This is a genomic window from Bacillus sp. FSL K6-2971 (assembly GCF_038006405.1).
In the GTDB taxonomy this organism is placed as follows: Bacteria; Bacillota; Bacilli; order Bacillales; family Bacillaceae; genus Bacillus; species Bacillus pumilus.
The window spans coordinates 4,005,822-4,031,698 of the sequence record NZ_JBBOVD010000001.1; the positions used below are offsets into that span (position 1 = coordinate 4,005,822).

The 25,877-nt window shown below is 37.6% G+C and carries 20 protein-coding genes and 4 pseudogenes; 5 read left to right on the forward strand and 19 right to left on the reverse strand.

What is annotated here, in order from left to right; translation table 11 throughout:
* Positions 1-14: 14 nt before the first annotated feature.
* Complete coding sequence (locus tag MHI33_RS21240; RefSeq protein WP_044139102.1) at positions 15-917, forward strand: hypothetical protein; 903 nt, start codon at positions 15-17, stop codon at positions 915-917.
* Positions 918-958: 41 nt separating this feature from the next.
* On the opposite strand, the gene MHI33_RS21245 is transcribed toward MHI33_RS21240, so the two are convergent.
* The 6 genes and pseudogenes from MHI33_RS21245 to MHI33_RS21270 all read right to left on the reverse strand — a co-directional run bounded on the left by MHI33_RS21245 (position 959) and on the right by MHI33_RS21270 (position 6,933).
* Entirely contained in the window at positions 959-2,152 is a 1,194-nt protein-coding gene (locus tag MHI33_RS21245; protein WP_113767946.1) for an MFS transporter, read from the reverse strand.
* 315 nt (positions 2,153-2,467) lie between these two features.
* Positions 2,468-2,944 carry a YxiF family protein gene (locus MHI33_RS21250; protein WP_340913653.1) on the reverse strand — a complete coding sequence of 159 codons (477 nt, stop codon included), beginning with the start codon at positions 2,942-2,944 and terminating at the stop codon, positions 2,468-2,470.
* Positions 2,945-3,076: 132 nt separating this feature from the next.
* A pseudogene (locus MHI33_RS21255) lies at positions 3,077-3,413 on the reverse strand (tRNA-Val4).
* Positions 3,414-3,464: 51 nt separating this feature from the next.
* Positions 3,465-3,791 (reverse strand): hypothetical protein, encoded by a 327-nt coding sequence (locus MHI33_RS21260; protein ID WP_003215251.1) that lies wholly within the window; start codon positions 3,789-3,791, stop codon positions 3,465-3,467.
* 19 nt (positions 3,792-3,810) lie between these two features.
* Positions 3,811-5,493 (reverse strand): T7SS effector LXG polymorphic toxin, encoded by a 1,683-nt coding sequence (locus tag MHI33_RS21265; protein ID WP_445661783.1) that lies wholly within the window; start codon positions 5,491-5,493, stop codon positions 3,811-3,813.
* A 204-nt stretch (positions 5,494-5,697) separates the two neighbouring features.
* Complete coding sequence (locus MHI33_RS21270) at positions 5,698-6,933, reverse strand: TerD family protein (RefSeq protein WP_340913656.1); 1,236 nt, start codon at positions 6,931-6,933, stop codon at positions 5,698-5,700.
* Positions 6,934-7,093: 160 nt separating this feature from the next.
* Here MHI33_RS21270 and MHI33_RS21275 point away from each other — a divergent pair, with 160 nt between their 5' ends.
* Positions 7,094-7,255, forward strand: coding sequence for a hypothetical protein (locus MHI33_RS21275; RefSeq protein WP_223251416.1), 162 nt, complete (start codon positions 7,094-7,096; stop codon positions 7,253-7,255).
* Positions 7,256-7,259: 4 nt separating this feature from the next.
* Here MHI33_RS21275 and MHI33_RS21280 read toward each other — a convergent pair whose 3' ends face one another.
* The 3 genes and pseudogenes from MHI33_RS21280 to MHI33_RS21290 all read right to left on the reverse strand — a co-directional run bounded on the left by MHI33_RS21280 (position 7,260) and on the right by MHI33_RS21290 (position 11,740).
* Complete coding sequence (locus tag MHI33_RS21280) at positions 7,260-8,240, reverse strand: restriction endonuclease (protein ID WP_066031490.1); 981 nt, start codon at positions 8,238-8,240, stop codon at positions 7,260-7,262.
* 153 nt (positions 8,241-8,393) lie between these two features.
* On the reverse strand, positions 8,394-9,830 hold the full coding sequence (gene bglA, locus MHI33_RS21285) for a 6-phospho-beta-glucosidase BglA (RefSeq protein ID WP_445661784.1): 1,437 nt from the start codon (positions 9,828-9,830) through the stop codon (positions 8,394-8,396).
* A 12-nt stretch (positions 9,831-9,842) separates the two neighbouring features.
* Positions 9,843-11,740: pseudogene (locus tag MHI33_RS21290) on the reverse strand (beta-glucoside-specific PTS transporter subunit IIABC).
* A gap of 154 nt (positions 11,741-11,894) precedes the next feature.
* Between MHI33_RS21290 and MHI33_RS21295 the strand changes: the two are divergent.
* Complete coding sequence (locus MHI33_RS21295) at positions 11,895-12,605, forward strand: GntR family transcriptional regulator (protein ID WP_106038565.1); 711 nt, start codon at positions 11,895-11,897, stop codon at positions 12,603-12,605.
* A 49-nt stretch (positions 12,606-12,654) separates the two neighbouring features.
* Here MHI33_RS21295 and MHI33_RS21300 read toward each other — a convergent pair.
* Positions 12,655-12,882 (reverse strand): annotated as a pseudogene (locus MHI33_RS21300) (LysR family transcriptional regulator); the annotation flags it as partial.
* Between the two features lie 240 nt (positions 12,883-13,122).
* Between MHI33_RS21300 and MHI33_RS21305 the strand changes: the two are divergent.
* Together MHI33_RS21305 and MHI33_RS21310 are read left to right on the forward strand one after the other, a co-directional pair.
* Complete coding sequence (locus MHI33_RS21305; RefSeq protein ID WP_340913661.1) at positions 13,123-14,772, forward strand: DUF2075 domain-containing protein; 1,650 nt, start codon at positions 13,123-13,125, stop codon at positions 14,770-14,772.
* Entirely contained in the window at positions 14,765-15,070 is a 306-nt protein-coding gene (locus tag MHI33_RS21310; RefSeq protein WP_340913664.1) for a nucleotide pyrophosphohydrolase, read from the forward strand. The genes MHI33_RS21305 and MHI33_RS21310 overlap by 8 nt, the downstream gene beginning before the upstream one ends.
* Before the next feature lie 88 nt (positions 15,071-15,158).
* On the opposite strand, the gene MHI33_RS21315 is transcribed toward MHI33_RS21310, so the two are convergent.
* The 9 genes and pseudogenes from MHI33_RS21315 to MHI33_RS21355 all read right to left on the reverse strand — a co-directional run bounded on the left by MHI33_RS21315 (position 15,159) and on the right by MHI33_RS21355 (position 25,871).
* Positions 15,159-15,665, reverse strand: coding sequence for an LURP-one-related/scramblase family protein (locus MHI33_RS21315; protein ID WP_340913667.1), 507 nt, complete (start codon positions 15,663-15,665; stop codon positions 15,159-15,161).
* Positions 15,666-15,767: 102 nt separating this feature from the next.
* Positions 15,768-16,505, reverse strand: a complete 738-nt coding sequence (locus MHI33_RS21320) for an ABC transporter permease (protein WP_187704259.1) — start codon at positions 16,503-16,505, stop codon at positions 15,768-15,770.
* Entirely contained in the window at positions 16,502-17,236 is a 735-nt protein-coding gene (locus MHI33_RS21325; RefSeq protein WP_340913670.1) for an ABC transporter ATP-binding protein, read from the reverse strand. The genes MHI33_RS21320 and MHI33_RS21325 overlap by 4 nt, the downstream gene beginning before the upstream one ends.
* Positions 17,233-17,670 (reverse strand): helix-turn-helix transcriptional regulator, encoded by a 438-nt coding sequence (locus MHI33_RS21330; protein WP_223260724.1) that lies wholly within the window; start codon positions 17,668-17,670, stop codon positions 17,233-17,235. Before MHI33_RS21330 ends, MHI33_RS21325 begins: the two co-directional genes overlap by 4 nt.
* A gap of 465 nt (positions 17,671-18,135) precedes the next feature.
* A pseudogene (locus MHI33_RS21335) lies at positions 18,136-18,986 on the reverse strand (MBL fold metallo-hydrolase).
* A 91-nt stretch (positions 18,987-19,077) separates the two neighbouring features.
* Complete coding sequence (locus MHI33_RS21340) at positions 19,078-20,256, reverse strand: MFS transporter (RefSeq protein WP_034660579.1); 1,179 nt, start codon at positions 20,254-20,256, stop codon at positions 19,078-19,080.
* A gap of 137 nt (positions 20,257-20,393) precedes the next feature.
* On the reverse strand, positions 20,394-20,696 hold the full coding sequence (locus tag MHI33_RS21345) for an ArsR/SmtB family transcription factor (protein ID WP_045034889.1): 303 nt from the start codon (positions 20,694-20,696) through the stop codon (positions 20,394-20,396).
* Positions 20,697-21,536: 840 nt separating this feature from the next.
* Positions 21,537-22,391, reverse strand: coding sequence for an HNH endonuclease (locus MHI33_RS21350; RefSeq protein ID WP_340913674.1), 855 nt, complete (start codon positions 22,389-22,391; stop codon positions 21,537-21,539).
* Positions 22,392-22,718: 327 nt separating this feature from the next.
* Positions 22,719-25,871, reverse strand: coding sequence for an NACHT domain-containing protein (locus MHI33_RS21355; RefSeq protein ID WP_340913677.1), 3,153 nt, complete (start codon positions 25,869-25,871; stop codon positions 22,719-22,721).
* Positions 25,872-25,877: the final 6 nt, after the last annotated feature.

The following is a 25,877-nucleotide window of genomic DNA, read 5'->3' on the forward strand; positions in this document are numbered from 1 at the left end:
AGGAGATGTCAATCATGACAAACATACATGAACGAAATATTGATGGGAAAACAAAATTAGTTGGTCTTCTTGCTACACCAATCGGACACAGCCTTTCACCACGGATGCATAACCTTGGCTATACACTAACAGGGATCAACTATGCTTACCTCGCATTTGAAGTAGGGAATGAAGAACTAGAAGCAGCCGTAAATGGTATGAAAGCAATGGGTGCAGCTGGGTTTAACGTTTCTATGCCGAACAAAATGAAAGTATTGGATTACTTAGATGAACTAGACGATTCTGCAAGATACACACGTGCAAGCAACACCGTTGTGAACAAGGATGGTAAGCTCATCGGTTACAACACAGATGGTCTTGGGTATGTGAGAAACTTGATTGAACATGGCGTTGAATTAGCCGGTAAGAAGGTCACTCTCGTTGGCTCTGGCGGCGCTGCGACTCCGATTGCGATTCAGCTTGCACAATCTGGCATTCGTGAAATTAGTATTTTTGCTCGTAATGATCAATATTTTGTTCAAGCTGAAGAAAATGTGACGTACATCAACGAAGAAATGAAATCATTTGGTGTCAAAGCGAACATTTTCCCACTTGAAGACAAAGACGCTTTCCGCCGTGAAGTAGCAGAAAGTGCGATCCTAGCAAATGGGACAAGCCTTGGCATGAAACCACTAGATCAGCTCAGCATTATCGATGATACACTTGATGTACTGCGTGAAGATTTGATCGTAACAGATGTCGTGTACAACCCGCAAAAAACAAAGCTCCTTGCACAAGCACAGGAAGCTGGCGCCAAAACCATTAACGGTCTTGGCATGATGCTATGGCAAGGTGCACTTGCTTACAAACTCTTTACTGGTGAAGATATGCCAGTTGATCAAGTGAAACAAATTCTTTTTGAAAATGACCGTTTCTAAACAAAAGAAAGACGACTTCCTAAGCGGAGGTCGTCTTTTTTTTAATCATGTACCATGATTTGGCGGTATCGATACAGGATATACAGTGCGCCGATAATGGCCGCAACAGCCACCACTGCATCGAACATAAAGATTTGTAAAATGGACGAGTGACTCTGAATTAAGCCTGTTACGACCGGGATGACGATAGCCGAAACGCCGCCCGCTGTGGAAATAATTCCTGTCATCGTCCCTTTGTTTTTCCAGAAGAATTCAGCCATCACAGTTAACGTCAGCTGAAAGACTCCTGCTGTTGAAAATCCCAATACAAAAGCATTGACGGTTCCTATGACTGGGGATTTCACGACCAAGAGTACACAAATAGAAACTAGTGTAATGATTGGATAGATCAGCAGCACAGTGACCGGACGGACAAAACGGCGCAACAGAAAAGCGAGCATCACGACAGACAGCAGCCCGCCCATGCTATAGTAACTGAGCAGTTTCACAGCACTGCCCGATGTCATCCCCAATATGGCCTCACCATACGTCGGAAGCCAAATTTGCGGCAAGGCGTACAGCCCATTTGACGTAAAGCTGATTACAATGAGTGCGATCCCTTCTCTCCAAAATGTAGGCTCTGTCGAGAAGCGCGGAAGTCCGTCATGCTCCGTTACCTGGACTTGCTCCACCTTGCGATGATTCGGAAATGGCAAGGTCCACAGCATCAAGACATTCACAAGATAGATCAGAGCAGGAACAAAAAATGCCATTCCATAAAACAAATCATGCTCTGCTAAAAAGAAAATCGCCAGTGGCAAAATGGTTGCCCCAATCGAGATAAAGGCCTTCACCATCACATTCGCAGATCCCGAGTTTTGCGGAAAAGCCTCCATTAATGCAGGATACGTTCCTGCATCCATTGCCGAATTTGCGACCCCTGCCAAAATCGCAAACGCAAACGCGATTTGATAATTTGGAGACAACGGAATTCCGATCAGGAACACTGCCATCAGCACACCCGAAACCAAAATGACCGGCTTCCGCCCAAAACGATCTGACAGCACGCCCGATAGACCATACGTAAGCACCCTGCCAATGCCAAGCGCCGAAATCATATAACTAATTCCTGCACTATTGGTATCTAACTGTTTGATTAAAAATGGCATATTGGAAGCCAAAATTATATTGACCATCCCTAATAAAAAGTAATTAATATATAGACTAGAAGCCGTTCTCACATACGGATTCCTCATCCTGACACACCCCTCAACACCATCGCAATGAAGTGATCGCTTATAAGATCTCATATGTGAGAAAGAACAGCTTTGCAGCCTTCACGTTCATACATCTCATCATGTCATGCAGCTCACCGCTTACATGCCCTTCATGTATCAAGCATTTCTTCAATTTTTCACTGCTCTTATTTTATATGAATGTGAAAGGTAATGATAGTGAATTGCTTAAATTTGAGGGAAATCATCGATCAAGCGTATGACTCCATCGTTAGAAAAAAAGAGTGGCTAATTCCACTCCCTAAAAGATGTGTCAACTCTATTCATCGTTAATTATTATAACCCCCAAATACTTAGCTCATAAAAATATTCCGTTCGCTCTATGCATAATCCAAAATGAAAATCCTCTGCGGCTAAAATAAAATCACCATATCCAGTTGAAAATTTGGTCTGCTCAAGAAGCTGATTTAAATGACTAAACACTTCATCCACATTCACTAAAAGGGCTTCAATTTCATGATCTCGAAAAAATAGCAATCTGCCTTGTGTAGGTGTTATTTTTACCTTTTTAACCATTTCCTTCAACATTTGTTCAGACTTCTCAATATGCTCTCGGTAGTGGTTTCCATGTATTTGAACTTTCTCTTCTCTTGATTGAAGGAAAGCAAAAACCTTTTGACAAAACAATTGATTTTCTTCGATATCTAAAAATGCATTTTCTGGAAGTGTCATATAGCTTAACTCGTTTATTAAATGCTTTCTTCTGCTTTTTCTTTTTAAGGTTTCGATTTTGGAGTTTCTGTTGTTATTCATAGAGATCACCATTTTAGGGTTACCTTACTTTTTGTATTCAAACATCTTAAGATCTCTAATTAAACAAAAGCACTTGTAGCCTAAAGGACTAATCAAGTGCCTGAATCATTATTCTAATCGTCAATATGATATTTAATCTTCGGATATTTCTGGTATTTTCTCTTTCCAAATTAACAACAGCCTTATGAATTCTTTTGTTTCAATTTTATTTTCATGAGGTTCTTCAATTCTATAATGATGTTCAACGATTGTCTCTTCTCTTTTGATACTTGCACTGGTAGCATTCAATGTAATTTCAAAGTTTTCATAAACTCCATCTATAACATTTTGAATATATCCTATATACTCATCCACTTCTTCTGTTGAAATATCTTGGATAAAATCTGAGAAAATACTTATTTCTTCTGGGAGTATTATTGCTAAGTCAGTCACCAAATTGATCTTCCTTAAATTCATATGAAGGGTTTATAGTGACTAATTTATACAGTCCAACTTGTCATCTGTTTCAAAGCCACAAAAATTAATCTTCATTTATTTGCTCATCCACTTCTTCTAGATACCTTTCTGTATCTAAATAAGATTCAATAAGATTATCTAAAAATTCAACACTAACCTCTCGACTATCTTCATAAATATGCATTTTAGCTCCAGCTTTTTCTAGTAAACTTATAATGTTTTTCATCTCTTTCAATTCATCAATATCTAATAAATTATATGATAAAATAAAATCATTTTTATTTATTGCTTCTTTTATTTCAGAAATACTTTTATCTGTATGTTTTCTTAGAATCGAGATATATTTGATTTGATCATCATCTTTCTCTATTCGCATTTTCATTTTAGGCATTTAGTTTCTCCTCCATAGATTAGAAATCGTCAATAGGTTTAATTCTTTCTCCAGGTAGACTATTCTTCCAATTACCTCCATGCCAACCATTAAAATGTTCATTTGGTGTAGCTGGATATATAATTTCGCCTTTGTTCGCTAAATGTGGATATTGTGATGCACTGTAAGAATGGTGACCTTGCACAGTTTTTCCATCTACTTTAGGCTTCTTACCATTTAGAATATCATTTAATTGCTGCTTATCCCAGTTTCTGGTTGGATCCTCTTTATTCAAAATCCTTTGACGTTCCTGATACCAAAACTCATTCACACCAGTGTTTCTATGTTTGGCAAACTTTTTATTCCATTTATAATTTTCATATTCTAATTTCGTAATCGTCCTATTCTCAAATTTGTCTTTCAGCTCTTTCATCTTCTTAGTGCTTAACTGCTTTCTTTGTATAGGGTGCTTCCTTAAATCTAATCCTTTGGTTCTTTCTGCTATTATTTTCTCAGCAACTTTTTGTTCTCCGATCCTCAGACTACCATTGATGCTCTTTTTACTAAACGGCAAAAGCATTCCAAGTGCCGCATTCATACTCGCTTCCTGCTGTTCTTTTGAGATCTTATTCCCAAACATATCACGCCCCGTAATCGCTTCGCTGAAGCCGTTTGTGGCGGTGAGGCCATATAAGCCTTTTTGAGATGTTTTTAAGGCGTCAAAGGATTTTTGCGAAGTCTTGTAGATGTCGACTGCTCTGACTGCGGCTGAGGTGGCTTGAGTTGTTTTATAAACAGCTTTTCCGCCTTTGAAAATGCGACCTGCCCAGCCGACGATAGGGATGTAGCCTGCCGCTGCCATGCCGCCTGCGGCGACGCGCTGTCCTGCGGTAAGTTCTTCACCTGTGATCGGGTCAACACCTGTAGCTGCACGTTTTGCATCGTTCACGCCAGTCAGTTCATTCACGATATTCCCGCCGTAATCAAGTGCTTTTTCATGCCAAGGACGGTTGGCGAGGGCTTCTTGTTCTTTCGCAATCTTCCTAGCTTCCTGTTGTTCTTTTTTAATGTTGAGATATTCGGAAGTTTGCTTCTCAATATCGCTTTTTGCCTTGTAGATTTCGCTATTTTGATACGCTTTCTTGTCAAAATTCATCGGAGAAATTGCTTTTCCGTCATTTGTCGCATTGATCATTTCAGCGTACAATGCCATTGTAGCTTGCTGCTCCGTTTCTGACAAAGCATATTCATCTTTTAAATTTTGATCAAGCTCTCTTAGGTCTTTCACTGTCTTTTTTCGCTCGTCTTCCGTATCTGCAATTTTTTCATCAAAGGTTTGACTATCAAATACTTCTAGAGAAATGAGGTCGTCGATGTCTTGAAAAATCGTTTTAAGCGCCTTTTTTTGATCCTTCACAATGCTTTTGGCATTTTTGATGCCCATATGTACAGCGTTGTCTAAAAAGTGTTCTTCTACAAAGGTGTCGCCGCCAAAGTTTGTATCATCTAGTGTCCCAGAAACACCTTCATGAAAGGCTTTTTGCTTATCAATGAAGCTGATAAACATATCTACATTTCCAGCCAGTTCTTTATAAAAGCTTTTAATGTTATCGGCACCTTTTCCAGTGAAATCATCACCAAGATTAGAAACACCTTGTAATGCTTTTTTTAAATCTACCAATTGTTCGCGGAGTTCCTGGTAGTGTTTTGCCCTTGCATCCATGGCACTTGTTAGTTCTTTTGCATCAAGTATTTTGCCCAGAAGAATTCACTCCTTCCATTATTGACCATAAAGTCTATTTTATCGTGTCCACCAAAACGGAAAAATAGGTTAATTGACATAAAAAACGGAATAGACTCTCTATTTAACGGGCTAAATAAAATAAGCTAAACAAAGCACTTTGCTCTGTCTAGCCATACATCCGTTTTATTTATAATCATTGACAGGTCCTTTATCCATCAATACCTCAATTTCATTAGAAGACTTCATTTTTAATTTAGGTCTCCGCTCAGAGTTTGGTTTGCTGTAAAGCTCAAGTGGGCGGATGATCACACCATCATTTGTATTTTGAAGTATACCTGGCACACAAGAATAAATACGATCATTGTCATTGGCATGTTTGGCATGAATCGTCACAGACGTTCCTTGGTGATTATCTATACTCATAGATACTCTATATCTATAAAAGGAACCTGTTCCGTTTGATTGGGCAGAATAAACAACCGGAACGACAGCAAGGATATCGTCATTTAACCGTAGTTTAATAACTTCTGTTTTCATTGATTCATGGTCTCTGCCGACATCTCCCATATGCTCAACAGCTCCGCTGCCGTAACTTTTGAGAGCAGGAATTCCTTTCGCACCAAACATAGCCACATCTACTTGCTTTCCTGACTTTGTGTAGACCAATGCATAAATATCATAATCGGTGCCGGACTCCCAGGATACTGTAGCTGTGATCTCAGGCGTTTTCTCGATTATGATCGGTTTATGACCTTTGTCTAGACTAATTTTACCCTGAACTTTCTCTAAACTGATAGGTGCAGAGACTTTCTCTTTAGCAGTTGTCTTCGTTTGAGCAGGGTCTTTAATTGGTTGTTTTTCAGGAGCCATTTGATGTGTAGAAATATCCTGTTCATCAGGTTCAACCTCCACACCATAAAGCTTGCATAGACCTTCCAGTCCAGAATCGAAACCACGCCAAATTGAGCGTGCTTTCGTGTCACCATTTCTTATATATAGCTCTACTACGACAATGCCCTTTTCATTTGTAAAGTTTACTGGTGTTAGATAAAACACCTCGTCACCTGTTCGAATTTCTGCTTGCAAATTCTTCACTTGAGAAAAGCCCGTTCCTTGATCTTCTGTTAATGTAATAGCCATCTTTGTGATTCCAGCAGGCACTTTGCTCATATCAAAATTCAATTGATGCCTTTTCAACTGACCTGATACCTCTGCTGGTAAAAGTGACGCTGCACCCGAAGCACTCTCTGGTTGATTGTAAAAAATAATGCCATGATCTCCTTCAACCTGATCTGAATCTGTTAAAAGAAACGCCGTTAAAGAAATATCAATTGCAGATGACACTTCATAGCTGATGGATACATGCCCCTTTGGAGAACTTAGTACGGTATTGGCTCCCATTTGCAGTGTTTGATTCATTTCAACAACTCCTATACTTTATCTACCATTTATCGTTTTTATAGATCAATTATACCAAATCATGTAATAGAACCTATTAATATCTTTATCTCTTTTCAACCTCTGCAATGATATGAGACAATGCTAACTAAAAACAAACACTCCCGAAAGGAAAATCAATGTGTATAAAAGAATCATTCCTGCAATTATGGTGATATTCGGCCTTTGGATTCTTCTTCAAATATCCTTGAACATCAAGATCTTTCACAATCCAATGAACTATTTTGTCGCCATTACTCTCTTTTTTCTTTGTATTCAGGCATTAATAAAATTTAGACAATAAAAATTCACTCAGGCACATACACTTTTTTCAAAGGTAATAAAGATCTTGTCTCAGTTGGCATATCCTCATACCAATGTACAATAAGATTGACGAGTTCTTCTAAGTCCAATAGATGAACTTCATTATGCTTCGCAACAGCTTTTGCATGAGAGGTAAATCCACCAGTAGAAACAAATAAACTATTTGCATTCATGGGGTTTGCTCCTAATAATTGCTGCACTTCTGGCGCACTGGCTGAATTTTTCCGATGCTTGACTTGTACTTTAATAATGGGCTTTTCAAATCCAAATGCATCTTTATAAGCTAATATATCTACACCGCCGTCAGGACCTTTTGGACTCACACGAACATTGTATGACATAGCTTGCAGTAAGCCCCCGACTAAGTCTTGCATCTGCCACGGATCCAGTTTATCCACCTTATCTGCAATCATCACAGTTGCTTTGCTGACTAAATCTTCAATAATTTCATCTTCTTCTGTTTCATCTTCGAATGCTGGTATAGAAGTAGGGTTTTTAAGTAGGTGTTCAATTTCTTTCCCCCAATCATCTACACGAAAAACAGTTGATATAGAACCGAGGCTGTTCTTAGCTGATTGGCTGAGAGAATCTCGTTTCACTGCGATTGGTTCCCAATTGACTTGAATATGATTTGGATACATTTTATCCCCTGCTGCTTCATCAAAAAAATGTGGAGCAGTCACCGTACCAACTCGATATTCACGGCTTTCTTTTATGTATGTAATAATTCGATCTCCCTTTTGAATTTCTCTACTAAACCTCCATACCTGACTAACCCAGCTTCTTCTCGTAAAAGGTTTGTTCTCGGCGTATATGACATCAGCTCGAGCATTCATCTCTTGCTTTGTTTGATATTGTTTTGGATTACCTAATTTAGGCCACCCGATTGATGCTAATCCTTTCTCTTCCCAAATCGGAATTAAATCATTCTGGTCGCCTGCACGCACCATCCACCATTTTGTCATTTACGATCTCTCCCATTCCAATCTTCTTCTTTCTTACTAAATTATAAGACTTATATCTAGTGAACAAAAGGATATACAAACCAATTTTCCCGAAAGAACGTAAAAACCCGAACAAGCACATACTTCGCTCATCCGGGCTTCTCTTTTCCTTTGTTACATTTCTTCACCGTTCGTGGCAATGACGTTTTGGTACCAAGTAAAAGAATCTTTTTTGAGTCTCTTCATCGAGCCGTTGCCTTCGTTGTCGCGGTCAACGTAGATCATGCCGTAGCGTTTTTTCATTTCACCTGTTGTGAATGACACGATGTCAATGATCCCCCAAGGTGTGTAGCCAATAAGGTCAACACCGTCGTATTCGATGGCTTTTTTCAGTGCTTCGATATGAGAAGCGAGATATTGAATTCGTTCTGGGTCATGAATGGAACCGTCTTCCTCCACTTGATCTATAGCACCAAACCCATTTTCAACGATGAAGAGCGGGATTTGATAACGATCGTAAAAACGATTCAACGTATATCTTAAGCCAGTCGGGTCAATGGACCAGCCCCAGTCACTTGATTTGATATAAGGATTGTCTACACCATGCGGAAGGGCTCCGTTGACAATGTCTCCGTCGTTATCAGACACTGCATCACTTTTAACTGTTGTCGACATGTAGTAGCTAAAGCCAAGATAATCTACTTTGCCTTTTCTTAAGCTTTCTTCATCGCCTTCTTCAAACGGAATATGATAGCCCTCGCGTTCGAATTCTTTCAGTGCATAGCTCGGATAGTAGCCCCGAACTTGTACATCTGGGAAGAAATAGCGTTGTCTCATATATTCTTCAGCAAGCATGACATCCTCTGGATTTGAGGAATATGGATAGATTGGTACGTGAGAAACCATTGCTCCAATTTGAAAAGCAGGATTGATTTCTTTGCCTTTTGCTACTGCCCACGCACTTGCAAGTAATTCATGATGTCCTGCTTGATACATGATTTCTTTGGCATTTTCGCCTTCTTTGACTGATACCCCTGAATTTGTCCAAAGGAACAGTGGGTTGTTGACATCCATTTTGTTATTGATTTCATTAAATGTCATCCAGTATGTGACTTTGTCCTTGTATCGATTGAAGCACACTTCTGCGAATTTCGCGAAATACTCAGCGACTTTTCGGCTTCGGAACCCGCCGTATTCTCTTGCCAAATGAAGCGGCATCTCAAAGTGAGACAGTGTAATCACAGGCTCGATGCCATGCTTGAGCAGTTCATCAAATACATCATCATAGAATTGTAAACCAGCTTCATTCGGTTCAGCTTCATCTCCCTTTGGGAAAATTCGGCTCCAGCCGATGGATGTACGCAGGCATTTCAAACCCATTTCGGCAAACATCGCGATATCTTCCTTGTAACGATGGTAGAAATCGATCGCTTCATGGTTCGGATAAAATTTGTTGTCTTCTATCGTCTCAGTAATTTGTCTCGGTACTCCGTGAGCACCAGCTGTCATTACATCCACAACACTTGGGCCTTTTCCTCCTTCATTCCATCCACCTTCGAATTGATGTGCAGCTAATGCTCCGCCCCATAGAAAACCTTTTGGTAATGTCATTATTTATTCCTCCTATTTTACAATTGTAATCATGACGTCCGTTGGCTGACATGTCGATTGTGCTTCTACCATCACATCTTCATACGCTTGTGTATTGGTGATGATGACTGGTGTGACTGTTTTTAATCCTTTGCTTTCAATGGCTTCTTGATCAAATGTCATCAACAAGTCACCCTTTTTCACCTTGTCGCCTTCTTGAATTTTGAGTGTAAATGCTGAGCCATCTAGAGAAACCGTATCAATTCCTACGTGAACAAGTAACTCCACACCAAATTCTGAACGAAGTCCAATGGCATGCTTTGTTGGTGCAAGCATGACAACACTGCCGTCAAACGGTGCATACAGCTTACTGTCTGTCGGTTCAATGGCAAAGCCTTTGCCCATCGCCCCGGAGCTAAATACGGCATCCGGTACTTCAGATAATGTGAGCACTTTTCCTGCAAGTGGTGCAGTGATTGTTTCTTCATTGTTCATCGAAGCATTCTTTTTTTCTTTATCTTGATCTTTGACAGTTGTTGTTCCGGCTGTCTGCTCCACTGTATCTTCCCCATAACCAAACATTTGAATGAGCACAACTGGTAAGATCAGCGCAATTGCGACACCAATTAAGATACCGATGATCGATGTTGGGTAATCTGCACTAATTCCGTTCACAATTGTCAGCGGACCAGGCAAACCTGCATACGCAAAGTAATAAGGTGTGAAGAAGCTGGCAACGATAGCACCGGCTGCTCCAGAAATACATCCGAAAATAAACGGCTTTTTAAAACGTAAGGTAACACCGTAAATCGCAGGCTCCGTAATTCCGAAGAGTCCCGTGATTCCGGCTGAGACTCCGACTTTCCGAGTTTCGCGGTTTCTTGCTTTTAAAATAACTCCTAACACTGCGCCGACCTGAGCGATAAAAGCGATGGTTTGATATGCCTGGAAGGAGTCACGTCCATATTGTTCAAAGTTGGCGAGCACCATTGGCGTAATGCCCCAGTGAACGCCGAATATGACAAGTACTTGCCAGAATCCACCGATAATGGCGCCTGCTAAAGCCGGTACATTTTCTGCTAAGATATTGTATCCGTTTGCAATCCCATTTGCACCTGCTGTTGAAAGAGGACCAATTAATAGAATGGTTAACGGAACCATAACGACCATACAGATAAATGGTACAAATAACGGTTTTACTACCTCGTGAATCCGTTTATTTAAAAATCTCTCTACATATGAAAGAATCCATACCAAGAACAGCGGAGGCAAAACAGATGACGTATAAACAGTTTCAGATAACGCAATGCCTAAAAAGGTAACGCCTTCACCTGAAGCCACACGCCCAGCAATTTCTGTCCAAGCTGGACTGACAAGCGCTGCTGTACACGCTACTGCGATATACATATTCGTTTTAAAATGCTTAGCTGCTGTGATGGCAATAAAGATTGGCAAAAATGTAAACGGTGCCCATGAAATGAAACTAAAGACTTCATATGTTCCCGTTTTCGAAAAGCTTGGAAATAACAAATTAATGAGGATAAGTGCACCTTGTAAAATACCAGCTGCAGCCAAAATATACACAAAAGGCGCAAACACAGCGGACATGGTCGCAATGACACGGTTCAGTACCGTTCCCTTGTTTTCATTAGGCTGGTCATCATCCGACGATTGGAGCTGAACAAGGTTGGAAAATGCTCGTATACTTCACCAACATGCTGGCCGATGACGACCTGAAATTGACCACCGTTTTCCACCACGGTAATAACACCAGGCATGGCGTTGACTGCTTCCTTGGCCTTTGGATTCGAACGTTTCAGTACCAAACGCAGACGCGTGGCGCATCTTGCGGCACTCACCACATTTTCTTCTCCGCCAACTGCCTCTAAGATGTCTTCTGCAAGCTTTTGATAATCCCTCACTTTTGACATATAACCCCCCCTTTATCACTACTAGTATATGTATATTATAATTATACCGGTACAATATATCAATACATATATAATTTTGATTAGCATATCAAAGGAAAATCGGTATGTGCTATAATACAAAGACAATAAATCGTGAAAACAAAGAGGAATGGCTATGTTAAAGTATCAACAAATTGCGAGCGATATTGAAAAATATATTGTCACCCATGAGCTGCAGCAAGGGGACAAGCTTCCTGTACTCGAAACCCTCATGAGCCAATTTGCTGTGAGCAAAAGCACCATTATCAAATCATTAGACTTACTCGAAAGAAAAGGAATTATCTATCAAGTGAGGGGCAGCGGCATCTTTGTTCGAAGACACAGGCGCAAAGGCTACATCAGCCTTTTATCCAACCAAGGGTTTAAAAAAGATTTAGAGGAATTTCAACTGACTTCAGAGGTTTTAATGCTAGACACCATCAAACCGTCCGAAGAAGCTGCGCTTAATTTGAATATTGAAGAAGATGAGGATGTTTTTTACCTCAAACGCATCCGTTACATCAATGGACAAACCTTATGTCTAGAAGAATCCTATTACCGAAAAACCATCATTCCCTATCTCAACACAGAAATTGCTGCCGATTCTGTTTTTAAATTTATCAGTGAAGGCCTTGGACTCAAGGTCGGCTTTTCCGATATGTACTTACAAGTAGGAAAACTGAATGAAACCGAAGCAAAGCACCTCGGCCTTAAACAAGATGATCCCGCTCTCCGCGTCGAGACCGTCTTTCATCTCACAAACGGCCAGCCCTTCGACTTCTCGAAAATCACTTATAACTACATGCAGTCCCAATTTTTTATTCAGGCGAATAATTATTATGGGTGATGGATGGAAAAAGCTTACTGGGACAATCAGGAAGCTTTTTTGTCGTATGAAGAAATGTCGCATGATGAATGTTTTGCCGAATATGAGGCATCACCCGCTCACCTCATCAGTTAATGAAAGACCGTTTCGATTCCGCCGCAGCAATACAATCCCTAATTCGGATACGAGCTTCACAATGTTATGACTCACGCCAGACTGTGTCAGCCCAAGTTTCTCCTCGGCTTTTAAAACTGCCGGATTCGACGACTGTTAGAAATATTTTGTATTGGAATGTGATCAGTTTGCTCACCTCGTATGTTCCATATTATAACTCGGAAAATATACTGCTAGATATTTTTTGGATTTTAGTGGCTTTCCACTATTGAAATTAAATCAATAACTGTTGAACCATTTCGAGCTGCTCTTTAATGAAAAATAACTCATCATGTCAGGAATTCAATATTCACCTATAACCACTGAGATATTTTGCTAAATTTATGATACGATAATAGGCAAAAAGACTACAGGGGCTAGCTATATGAGTGAACTTTTTATTGAAAAACGCGATTTTAAAACAGATCAAATTCTTTCTTTACGAACAACGGTATTCCATAATCAACCCATTGTCTACATCCTATATGATGAAAAGAAAAAACCCTCTGCTTATATTGGTCAGTCAGTCCAAGCCAGCAGACGTTTGAAAGATCATTTGAAAGACCCAAAAAAGAACAAATTAAATAAAACAATTTTAATTGGACATGAACGCTTTCACCAATCCGCCTCTTACAATATTGAGACAAATCTCATAAACTACTTTATTGCAGAAAATCGTTTTCAATTAAAAAATGTTAGTCAGACACGATCAAGGGAAATGCACCATTATTATCAGAAAGACTTTTACAATGAAGATGTCTTTGAAGAGGTGTGGAAACAGCTTCAACAAGAAAAAATCGTCACTAACTCAATTGAAACATTAAGAAATAGAGACATTTATAAGCTTTCTCCTTATAAGGAATTGTCATCCCAACAAGTAGAAATTAAGAATGAAATTTTGTCTTTTTGTAAAGAGCATATCAAACAGACAGGGCATCATGTTATTTCGATAGAGGGTGATGCAGGAACTGGGAAAAGTGTTTTACTGAGTTCCCTCTTTAATACAATTCAAGATTTATCAAATGATATGGAATCTGTCTTAAACAAAAAGAACAATTTTTTACTTGTAAATCATGCAGAAATGCTTAAAACATATCAAAACATCGCCAAGAGTCTGCCAAATCTGAAGAAGAAACAAATCATGAGACCAACCTCGTTTATCAATCAGATGACAAACTCAGGTGAAATGGCTGACATCGTGTTAATTGATGAAGCGCACCTTTTATTAACAAAAGATGATAAGTACAATAACTTCCATTATCAAAACCAACTAGAGGAGATTATCAAACGAAGTAAAATGACCATTGTCATTTTTGATCCAAAGCAGGTACTCAAAATTAAAAGCTACTGGAATGAAAAATTACTTGAGGAAATTACAAACAGATATCATGCGAAGACTGTGAAACTCACAGAACAGATGCGTATGCATGCTGATACTGATACGTTGAAATGGATTGACCAATTTGTCTCAAAGCAATTATTACATCCACCTAAAGTAAAACAAGCTTCATTCGAGCTTAAAATTTTTGAGGATCCTAATCAATTTAAAACGGCAATTCAAGAAAAGGATGATGAAGTCGGCTTATCCCGCATTGTATCTACATTTGACTTTTTACATAAAAAAGATGGAGCTGCCTATATCGTAGATGAAGGCGGTATCAATATGCCATGGAATTTTACAAATGATAAATGGACATGGGCTGAACATGCAGATTCAATTAGAGAAGTGGGCTCAATCTATACGGTTCAAGGATTTGATTTAAATTATGTCGGCGTCATACTTGGCCCTTCTATCAGCTATGATGAAGAAAAGAATGAACTTCTAATAGATACGTCAAATTATAAAGATACAGGTGCATTCACATCAAGAAGTGACATGACTTCAGAGGAAATTAAACAGGCAAAAGAAAAGATTATACTAAACTCGATTAACGTTCTGATGAAGCGAGGCATTCATGGACTTTATATTTATGCAACAGATGGAAAATTGAGAAGGAAATTACAAGAGTTAAAAGAGGGAGGCAAATATGACTGAGATTAAAGATTTAATACATTCGATTAACCAATTTCGAGATGATCGAAACTGGAGACAATATCATAATCCAAAAGACTTGGCCATCTCAATTTCGATAGAAGCAGCTGAACTGCTTGAAGACTTCCAATGGAAAAGTAATGAAGAAGCTCTTGAGGCGAACGAAGAAAACATCAGAGAGGAAATAGCCGATATCTTAATATATTCACTAATGCTTTGCTCAGACCTTCATCTAAATGTGAAAGAAATAATTGAAGAAAAATTAATAAAAAATGGAGAGAAGTACCCCATTGAAAAGTAAAGAAACATGATTCGTTCTACTTATTAATGAAGAAGAGTAATGTCCTACCACTCTTCTTCATTTCATTATACTTTAAGAACATATTTGTCTAATTCGTCGTTGCCGACGACGAAGACCTAGACGCTGCTTCATCAGCCTTCACACAATCAATCGCAACAACCAACGCAATCATTACAGGCTCCATCTCTTCTTTCAAAATATCAACCTTATAGCTGTCACCCCAAGTAAACCATTCCTTCTTCACCTGACCGATCACTTCGCCGCTTTGCAGCACTTGGAAATTCATATCCCACCAGTTGCCTTGTACTTCTACACCAGCAGCATCAATTGAATATTTTGCTTTAAAGAACGTAAACTCTTTTTTGATCGTCAATACCTCTTGCCCACCAACTTCTACTAAAAACTTCGGTAAAAAGCTAAACATTTTCTTCGTAATGACCGCGATTTCATCTCGCTCTGAATTCAGAATGGTGAACGTCTTCGGCATCTTCATAAAGCTGCCCTCAACCACATACACATCGTTCTCCTGCTGATCCTTTACCGTAAACCTGCCGCTCAGACTAAATACTTTCTGCTTCATGTAAAGCTGTTTCATATGTACCTCCCTCTACTAAATGACAACTTCATTAAAGTTTATCATACAGAAAAAGGCCCAGATAACCCAGCTGTAAATTTCTTCACCAAAAACTGTATCAAACTAAGCGTTTTCCCCATTCATTTTCTTTTTAAAAGCAAAAATGGCGATAGCTACAATAACACCTGTATATCCAATCACCCACCAAAGATGCAGTAAAATTGATGCATAGTCTCCAGAAAGTGCAGCTCTGCTAGCGTCTACTGCGTGAGCAAATGGTAGTGCGTACGCAATATCTTTGAACCAGCCTCCAACTAAATTCAAATCGAACCATGTACCACTTAACCATGCGCTCATATTCGTTAGTAGCGCTCCACAAATACCACCAACCTGCTTGTCGTTAAATATACTCCCCACTAAGAGCCCTATGCCGATAAATAGTAAAGATGTTGGCAAAAGGACAAGAATGGATAACAAAACATTGGAATTAAAAGGTAATCCTAAGAAAAGTGCTGCGATAAAGCTAATGATAACTTGAACAATTGCTATCGGTATGAGTGGGACAATATACCCTACAATGTAGTCTGAGGCAGAAAGAGGTGTAGTAAACAATCGCATCAAAAAAGATGTACTTCGATCTTTAGCTATTAACATTCCAGAGAATAGTGAGATAAAAGAAAGCCCGAAGACGGCTATGCCAGGAATTAGTTTATCAATGACAAATAAATCAGTTGGAACATTCGCTTGAATAGCATGAAGCAAAAATAAGATAACTAACGGGAAGCCTATACCAAATGCTAAGTTTAAAGGATCTCTCAAAATCTCTTTACGATTACGTGCAGCAAAGGCTAGTGACTTCATCTGGTGGCCTCCTCATTGGTAGCTAATGAAATAAAGGCATCCTCAAGTGATTTGGTGTTGGTACTTTCCATCAATTCAGCTACTGTTCCAACTGCCTTTAATTTTCCTTTCGCCATCGTCCCTATTCGATCCGAAAGGGCTGCTGCTTCCTCCATATAATGTGTCGTGAGAATGATGGTCATGCTCCCCTTTAATTTCTCAATAGTACTCCATAGCTCACGCCTTGCGATGACATCGAGACCGAGAGTAGGTTCATCAAGAAAAAGGATTTTGGGGTCTGTAATGAGTGCCATTGCAATACTAAGTCTTCTTTGCATTCCTCCAGATAAGGTTTTAGCCTTCATTTTAGATACCTCAGTCAAACTAAACGTATGAAGCATTTCCTCCACTTTTATATCCACCGTTTTCTTGTGGAACCCGTATATTTGAGCGATTAATTCAAGATTCTCTTTTACGGATAAATTAGGAGCTACTGCCGTTTCCTGTGGTGAAACATTAATCTGTTCTTTTACTGCGTAGGGATTAGAAACAATACTGTTACCAAGGATCGTTGCATCACCGGTAGTAGGGATGCTAAGACAGGTCAACATCTTGATCGTTGTCGTTTTACCTGCACCATTCACTCCAAGTAAAGTAAAAAGCTCGCCTTGTTCAATTGAAAGATTAAGAGAATCGACTGCAATCTTTTCTTCGAATTTCTTAGTTAGATTCTTTGTTTGAATAGCAATCATTCCTCATCCTCCTGATCTTCCTGTGCCTTATATATATCGTCAGCAAACTGCAGGAAGGCCTCATTTTTTACAATGGCGATTCCTTGAGCTTCATCACCCAAAATCAACAGGCTGTCTCCAGGACTGATGCTGAATATCTCCCTCGCTTTTTTAGGAATGACAATTTGCCCGCGTTCACCAACCTTTACAAGTCCAAATATGTGTTTTCCTTTTGGTTTCACCCCTGCCTCTTCTGTACCATCCACATTATTCACGAGATCATCCAAAGCAACGCCGTATATTTCAGCCAAAGCCTTACAATTGTTGATATCCGGCACAGTTTCTCCCGATTCCCATTTCGCAACAGCTTGCCTTGAAACACCAATTTTCTCAGCCACTTCTTCTTGTGTAAACCTGTGTATTTTTCGCATTTTTTTCAAATTCATATTGATCATGTTTTTCACACCCTTCAATATCATTATATAAGACTTATTCCGATCATCTACCAACTGAACATGACATCAGAAGTTATCTTCAATTTACATTTGGTTAAATGCCTAAGTTTAACCCAAAAAAGCCACCTCGAAATTAAGTGGAGGGGACTTTTTTGGTGTGTAATCGAATAAAGGAACTGAGATTCATATGTTTAATCACATATACTAATTTTTTCTTCTGCTACAACACCTTTTGCTAAAGCTAATAAGGGAAGTAAGAATGGCTTGGAAAATAGGTATTCCCTCACGCAAAGCATCACTAGATAAGTATAGTAATGTTATCAGTGAATAAAAGGAGGAACTATGAAAAATGTCTGTCACAGTTTGTGATGCAGAATATGTTGTAGGTTTACCATAGAAAATAAAAAAGTCTCGTTTGAGGGAAATCACTCAAATGAGACTTTTTTGTTTAGTTTCAGCAATTATTTAATAACCATTTACAAAGTAAGCAATGGTTTCTAATTCATCTGCTTTCAGTTCTCTGTTCACGTAATTTTGATATTCTATCGTGATTTTCTGCTGATCTCCACCACAAAGATCAGTGTATTTCGCAATCATCCTAAGCTTATCTGTTTCCTGACGAAACTCCTCCTTTGTCCACGGTCTTTGGTGTGAAGGAATATACGTATCGGCATCAAAAGCATCTAACTCATCTAAAAGACGCAATGTTTCCTTCATTGAATAATGGACTTTTTCGGCATACATTTTCGGATAAATACAATCACCAAGAAAAAGGATTTTCTCTTCTTTCACATACACGATGACTCTGAGTCAGCGGCATGATCGCCCCCAACAAGTTGCACGACACAAGTGACCCCGCCAAGATCGATCTCCATCCGACGGTCAAATGTCACATCCGGTAAAACCACCTGAATATCTCGATGATCCTGATATTCTTCCTTAATGGCCTTCGCGCAAAACTCAATCTCCGTTCCTTCCCTCACCCGCTCATCAATCGCCTCATCTGACCACGAAAACGGAAGAAGCTTCTCCATTTCACTTCTTGTCTTTGCAGAAGCAATTGAAATCGTATCAGGCATCGCAGGCAGACCAAAGATATGATCCCAATGCCAATGCGTGAGGACAACCATATCAAGAGTCAAGTTCTCATGTTTTAACGTTTCTTTGATAAAGTACTTGGCATGTTCTTTCGAGTTACCAGCATCAATCATTAATGTCTTGTTACTGCCCACAACCATACCTAGAATGGGGCGGTCGGTAAGCGATATAGGTGTGATGTACCAAAAATTCCGACCTATTTTTTTAATTGAGTGCATAGGTTGCTTCCTCCTTTCTATAATTATATTTTAAATCGAATCACGTTTTTTACCATCGTTCCGCTGTTTATGAAGCGGTTGTCCTTCAATATTATAAGTGCGGTTTACTAATTCGAATTCCATTACTCGAAGTAGCACGTGAAGCCAATATTGTTACAATGATCGCGATTGCAACACCCAAAGCCCCTACCCAAGTAATGGAAGATAGAGAAACTCTCTCTACAAAGATACCTCCAATAGCTGCACCTGCAGCCATCGCCAATTGCATCATTGACTGATTGAGACCTAATAGTATACCTGATGACTCTGGCTCCATTGTAGCTAGGTGATATTGTTGAGTCGGGCCAGAAGACCATGCAGCAAATGACCATAATATTAAAATAAGCAATACTCCAATATAAGAATGCGTAACTAGTGAGAGCAATATTAGCATGATGACATGTAATGTCATTCCGCTAATCAGAGTAAAATTCACACCCCATCGATCGGTACTAAATCCACCAAACTTTGACCCAACTAGACTAGCAATCCCGAATACGAGGAGAACTCCACTCAGCAATTTGTTGCTTACACCTGATATATTTAAAAGGTAAGGGGATAGGTAGGTATAGGCAATTGAATAACCACCAAGCCAGAAAAAGGTGATGGCTAATCCCAACACTACTTTTGGTTTTTTAAAAAGAGCGAGTTGTTGAATTAAAGGTACAGGTTTATCCCCTTGGATTTTTGGAATCGTAAGAGAAATTATAACCATTGCTAATAATCCGAGTAAAGCTATTCCTCCAAATACAGCTTTCCAACCGAAGAAATCACTAGTCATTCTGCCCAGTGGGACTCCAATTATCAATGATGCTGTAAATCCCATTACTACTGTAGCAATAGCGTTACCTTGCTTACCTTTTGGTGCGATTTTTTCAGCAATTGTTAATGCAGTAACGACGACCATCCCCGCCCCAAGAGCCATAATAATTCTTGAAACAATAAATAATTTATACCCAGGAAGGACGAATGCAAGAATATTACCTAGAATAAAAATGCTAAGTGAAAATAACATTAACTTGCGTTTATTCATTCCCGATGTTAAAGCCATTAATACTGGGGTGAAGATGGCATACACAAGAGAAAAAATGGTAATTAACTGGCCGGCTGCAGCTATCGTAATTCCTAATGATTCAGAAATATTATCCAAAATACCAGAGATTATATACTCTGATGTACCAACTAAAAAACTTACAATAGCTAAAATGTATACCTTTACAGTGTTTGACAATGTAGATCACTCCTTATATATAATGTATTTACATATCTAGAATTGTTAATATGTATGAACAAAAAAATATATTACGATAAGTCGATTTGTATTTAATAAATGAAACTGAATTCTGATGTATGAATTCAGTTCATTTATTAAATATTTTTTTCTAGAATCTTAGCAATTTTTTTTATGGCATTTTCATCTCTTTTATAATACGTGTATTTACCTATACGCTCTGTCGTAATTAATCCAGCTCGCAGTAGAATTGAAAGGTATTGAGATGCTGTTGATTGCGTCATTTTCAATTTATCTGTTATTTGACTAACACATACCCCTGTAGTATTCATATCAATCCCTTCGTGGGGTGTAAAATGACGATCAGGTTCCTTTAGCCATTGTAAAATTTGCAGTCTTGATTCATTGGATAAGGCTTTGAAAACTTCTATTGGCTCCATACAAACCATTATATCGATAAATAACGATATGTCAACATGTATTGTTTGAGATCCCTTAAAACTTTCTATTTTCCTTCTTTCTCTCGGTGCCGCCTTTTGCTTTCCTGGCCAAGCTGGTATTTACTGCAGTAACCCTGGGCAGCGGCTTTGTCCGTGGGGAAGCCATCACTTTGTTTTTTATCGGTTAACATTAGGTAATGCCTTACACACGTTCATTGACTTACCTATATCATTCTCGCCGCTTTAGGCTTAATCGCGTTTTTTTTTGCGGGAGTGGAGCGAAAAAAAACCTATATCTTCTTTCCTATCGGCAATGGAGATGTTTGATAGGAAAGGATTAGAGTACTTTTTTGCTGCTCGTTTAGTCGGCTATCTATTCTCAGGACATCATGGGCTCTGGCCTTCTCAGATAAAATAAAACCCTAAGAGCAAGTTATATAATCTTCCCCAAAGGAGAAACCTCAAAAAATGTAAAAAAAAGCACTAAACAAAATTGATTGTTCGGAAAGGGGATTGCTTATTTTATCTTACCCTTCATTCCTTTTTATTTTCGTTTCTCTCGCCTTTAAATAATTAAGCAATACAAAACTCTTAAAAACAATCTCGATTAATTTAAACTAAAAGAACAACAAACTGTTATTGTTTAATCCAAATGAACTTATTTATTGATAATCAAATTTAAAAAATGAACTAGTATTTACTAGTGCACATTAATTCTATAATCTTTTTTTATTCTTTTAACTCAAAAGAACAAATTAACTCTTGCTTACTACCATTTGTATTAATCTCCGGCTACCTAATTAGAATATAAATAAAATTTAAAATAAACTTGAAGTACTATTATTGTCTTTTATGAACCAACCCCCTGATATCATAGAGCATAGCATTTCCTGGAACATCTTGAAATATAAAGCCGAATTTCTGTTGAGCCCATACAAGATAATTCCCTTTTTTCTGACCGCATTCAGGGCAAGTAATTGTAGAACTATTATGCGTTTCTTTATTCCAGCTACAAATAATAAAGTGTAATCCACATTCTAAACACTTTACTTTCTTTTGAGTGTAGGTTGCTGTAGTTTGAACTAATGTACTAATAAGCTGTTCACCTTCATCAGTGATTTCAATTAAATTTCCACTCGTATAAATTAGACCTTTAGAAAGTAGCTCAATAACAAAACTAGGGTATTGTGCTTTTCCATTGAATTTTGTAGTAATATGTTGTCCGCCAATTTCAATGATTAGTAAATCCTCACTTACTTTATTAAAACTTGCTGGTACTCCTTCGCATAGAATGGTAGACAGTAATTCTAATGCTTCACTACTCAGTGCATCCTCTTCATCTTTTTTATTGTTTTTTAACGTTTCGGCAAAGATAGATGCTATTAATTCAATTTCTTTTCTCTCTGTCGACCTAATTTTCGGAAGATCCCCTGTACTTACCAATTCATAAACATTATCTCTAATTTTTTTTAGCTCTTTTTCAGAAAAATTCTGAGTCATTTTTGATTTTGTATGAATACTAGAATGGCACTCAATACAAACAGGTATTAAGTTATCAAAATCATCTGTTCCTCCATCAGCCTTTTCACGGATATGATGCACCTGAACATGTAATGGTTTAAATACCCTACAAATACAACAAATTCTTGCACACTTAGCCAGCACTTCCGAACGCACTTCCAAAGTTAATGCCATTTTCAACTACTCCTCTAATAAATTCTTTTTCTTTCTAGTTAACTCCCGTAATCTATATATCTCGACATAAAGCTTTATTTTCCTGTTTACCATCACTTGTGATACGGCTCTCCGTGATGTATCTAAATGAGGGGTTTTTCTAAAGAAGAACTAAAAAGTCTAGCTGTAGATGCTAGACTTTTTTGGTTTAGGTATTATAAGTCATTTCTGATTTTTTCAATTATTTTCAACTAGATATACCATATGGTTGTTAGTTTTAAATTTTAATGAATACTTCTTAAGCCATCTCCTCATAGTAAGACTTACGTTAATAAGATAAATTCCCCATCATTTCAAATCACCTATGACATAACTTATGTCTTTCTTTAATTGTTCATATACCATTTTCCGTAGTTCGTCATCATCTCGAATATACCTACTAAGGGCCGAATTACTACTGCTAAAAAAAGGAAGGCTCCTTCTTCCCAATTTTGATAAGGCATCATTAATTTTTTTATAATCTTCTTTACCTTTTTTTGGATCATATTGGTCATTCCTATGTGGTATTTGAAGAATCGACGGTTTACTCTTACTAATATCGCTAACTGGCTCCCAGGTTATCTCAACACCACCTCCAAAATTCTCCTCCCTATAAAAGCTAATATTAAATCTTATTGGACCCATTGCGTAAAAGGGAAGGAATTCTTTTAAAGACGGAATGTAATTTTCTACTAAATATCTATATGAGTTCTGATAATGCTCATAGAAACAAGTAATCCGTTTACTTAGTTGCTTGTCGCTCCATAGTTCCCATGTTTTTGCAGTATTCTTTTTTAATTGTTCCCATCCAATATCAGATTTTGGTAACAGATATTCTTTGGGATTTATTTTTAACTTTTTTACTCTAAAGACTGCTAGCACCATTCTTGCAACGTCCTCAGCATTAAAATAACCATAGTTATTTAAAGTGTTTGAATACCCAATAATATCCTTTTTCATAAATAAACTTATTAAATCATCTATTGAATGTTTGTAAAGAGAAGGTCTCCTAGTATTATCGTCACTCAATAAAGAAAAACGTTCAAGAGGTAATTTCCTTATATTTGTTTCTATTTGCATAACGGCCATTTCTGGTGGCTCAATATCAAAAAGTGTTTTTTTATCCATGATATCAGCCAACTGTTTTTTTATGGAATAAAGTGCAACCTCTCTTGCAGAATCAATTCCCATATCGGTAGCTTGCAGATTTAGAAACCAATGATTGCCTTCATTAAAGGTCTTTATCGGTATACTGACATCATTTCCTTGTCGATCTTTAGTGTACATTCTTGGCCCGCCTGCATATTCTTTTAATATTACTTCGGGTACTTCTTTATTTGACTTTGGAGTAAGTAAAAACTTAAAGTCAATTGCTGGTGTTTTGAAATCCATACTCCCTTCGATTATTACTTTCAAAGGAACTTGAACTTCCTTCCTTTTTATCGAATACCAAGGATAGAAATATCTTTTAATTGATTTAAAGTGACTCTCAATTATTTCTAAATAACTATTTCGAACTTGTTCAAGATAGTTAAGTATATATTCATTAGACCAAGTTCCTTTTAGCTGATTATTAAAATCAAACCTTGCCTCTAAGCATCTTCTATATAGAAACAAATTGTTCTTCTCCAGATAATCGAAAAATATCTTTGGTCTGTTGTCTCTCTTTAACAATCCTGCTAAATATATGAACACTTCATAGTATCTGTCATTACTGCTATATTTCTTCGTAAACCTTATCAATTCATCGTCTGATACTTGAGAATTGTTTAGTGCAAAAAAATATTCATGAAATGATGGGTGAAAGAAAGTCAAATCACCATTATCTTCGATTATTAATCCGGTATCCAGTAGTTCTCTTTTAACTATTTCAACTTTATCTCTTTGAAAAAAAGTACAAACAGATTCTGAAAACTCTAATCTAGTAGGGAAATCTCTAAAAGTTCGCTTAGCATACTCAGATAATATTAATTCCTTGGTCGATACATCTATTTGAAAAGGATTAACTAAACCCTTTTGGTAATTTCTTTCCTCTATAAGGTATCTTATATAACTAGCATATAGTTGTGCCTTATTTTTTGGAAAAGTTGTTCCACCAGTTATTTTTAAAACTGAAACCGTCATAAAAAGAAATAATGGATTTTGTATAAGACTTCTTAAATTACCATCAACACTGTGCAATATTTGCCACCCTGGTAATTTAAGTTCCTTTTCAATATATTCCCGTATCATTTCATCATCTAATTCGTCAATTGTATATTCAGAGAAATGCGAATAGAATTGCTTATAATAGTTTTCCTTTCTACAAGTTACTAAAATATTTACATTCTTAATTTTAGATACCTTTATCAGCTCATCAACTAGCAAATCTGCTGATGATGTTACTTCATCAAGACCATCAACAAGTATTAAAAACCTACCGGTAATTAAATCTTGTTCCACTTGTTTTTCATCAATATTCGGTATTGCGTATCTTAACTCTTTTAGTATTCCCTCGACTATATTAGAAAAGGATCTTGTCCATTTTCTTGCCTTTAATATAATAGGTACTCTATTCTTTTCAATTAATGGATTCTCAATCATATCTTTCGCCAACATTGACAGTAGATATGTTTTACCCCCACCTGGCTCGGATAGTATAACAGCGGATTCATCTAATTTGAGTAATTCAATATATGATTCTAGCTTTTCACCTTGTTTGTTATCATTAGTAAACTTAAAAGTAAATCCCAAACCAATCGCATTATTAGACTGCCTATTCAATTTTCTTAAAATAGTATTTTCTAGATGTTGATCTAATTGACGTTGTAACATAGCTAGATAAGGTTCATAATATGGTTCATTTCTTTTTTCAATAATTTCTATACCAATACTACTGAAGTATTCTTTATATAAATACAAACTTACTGCTGATAGTCTACTTGTTTCTCCATCCTCCTCAACTTGTTTTAATAAGACAGCAACAGCGGTACTATTTATTATTAAAGGAGCACCAGATACTCCTCTGTAATCTTTAATATCATCATCCTTACTTAAATCAATATTCCAATCTGAATTCAATATACGATAATTCTCTGCATATTCTTCATTTTTGACCTGTAAATCAATAAAAGTCCCCCCATCCCTTCTAACAGGCGGGTATCCATATGTTTCACATTTCAAAGAGGTGTTGAACTTAAATTCAATACATTTTATCGGTTTAACACCTTCTACTACTTTCTTTAACTTCAATGCAATAATTTGTTGGTTTATACACTCTTCCTCAGGAATAATTGGTTCTACAGCAATTTCCTTCAACTGATTATTTACATTAAAGAATAACCTCACCGGCTTTTTCTCCTCGAAAAAGTCAATAAGAGCGTGCGTGGCAGTTATTGCAATATCATCTGAAATCAAAAAAGCAGTAGCCGTTTCCTCACCACAAACTAATTTCGGAATGGCTTGCTTTATTTCATCCTTCATACATAT

What these genes read in the sequence shown, in the direction of transcription:
- MHI33_RS21240 (WP_044139102.1), top strand. Translation starts at nt 15, where the DNA reads ATGACAAACATACATGAACGAAATATTGATGGGAAAACAAAATTAGTT.
- MHI33_RS21245 (WP_113767946.1), bottom strand. Translation starts at nt 2,152, where the DNA reads ATGAGGAATCCGTATGTGAGAACGGCTTCTAGTCTATATATTAATTAC.
- MHI33_RS21250 (WP_340913653.1), bottom strand. Translation starts at nt 2,944, where the DNA reads ATGAATAACAACAGAAACTCCAAAATCGAAACCTTAAAAAGAAAAAGC.
- MHI33_RS21260 (WP_003215251.1), bottom strand. Translation starts at nt 3,791, where the DNA reads ATGCCTAAAATGAAAATGCGAATAGAGAAAGATGATGATCAAATCAAA.
- MHI33_RS21265 (WP_445661783.1), bottom strand. Translation starts at nt 5,493, where the DNA reads ATGGATGCAAGGGCAAAACACTACCAGGAACTCCGCGAACAATTGGTA.
- MHI33_RS21270 (WP_340913656.1), bottom strand. Translation starts at nt 6,933, where the DNA reads ATGAATCAAACACTGCAAATGGGAGCCAATACCGTACTAAGTTCTCCA.
- MHI33_RS21280 (WP_066031490.1), bottom strand. Translation starts at nt 8,240, where the DNA reads ATGACAAAATGGTGGATGGTGCGTGCAGGCGACCAGAATGATTTAATT.
- bglA (WP_445661784.1), bottom strand. Translation starts at nt 9,830, where the DNA reads ATGACATTACCAAAAGGTTTTCTATGGGGCGGAGCATTAGCTGCACAT.
- MHI33_RS21295 (WP_106038565.1), top strand. Translation starts at nt 11,895, where the DNA reads ATGTTAAAGTATCAACAAATTGCGAGCGATATTGAAAAATATATTGTC.
- MHI33_RS21305 (WP_340913661.1), top strand. Translation starts at nt 13,123, where the DNA reads ATGAGTGAACTTTTTATTGAAAAACGCGATTTTAAAACAGATCAAATT.
- MHI33_RS21310 (WP_340913664.1), top strand. Translation starts at nt 14,765, where the DNA reads ATGACTGAGATTAAAGATTTAATACATTCGATTAACCAATTTCGAGAT.
- MHI33_RS21315 (WP_340913667.1), bottom strand. Translation starts at nt 15,665, where the DNA reads ATGAAACAGCTTTACATGAAGCAGAAAGTATTTAGTCTGAGCGGCAGG.
- MHI33_RS21320 (WP_187704259.1), bottom strand. Translation starts at nt 16,505, where the DNA reads ATGAAGTCACTAGCCTTTGCTGCACGTAATCGTAAAGAGATTTTGAGA.
- MHI33_RS21325 (WP_340913670.1), bottom strand. Translation starts at nt 17,236, where the DNA reads ATGATTGCTATTCAAACAAAGAATCTAACTAAGAAATTCGAAGAAAAG.
- MHI33_RS21330 (WP_223260724.1), bottom strand. Translation starts at nt 17,670, where the DNA reads ATGATCAATATGAATTTGAAAAAAATGCGAAAAATACACAGGTTTACA.
- MHI33_RS21345 (WP_045034889.1), bottom strand. Translation starts at nt 20,696, where the DNA reads ATGGAGCCAATAGAAGTTTTCAAAGCCTTATCCAATGAATCAAGACTG.
- MHI33_RS21350 (WP_340913674.1), bottom strand. Translation starts at nt 22,391, where the DNA reads ATGGCATTAACTTTGGAAGTGCGTTCGGAAGTGCTGGCTAAGTGTGCA.
- MHI33_RS21355 (WP_340913677.1), bottom strand. Translation starts at nt 25,871, where the DNA reads ATGAAGGATGAAATAAAGCAAGCCATTCCGAAATTAGTTTGTGGTGAG.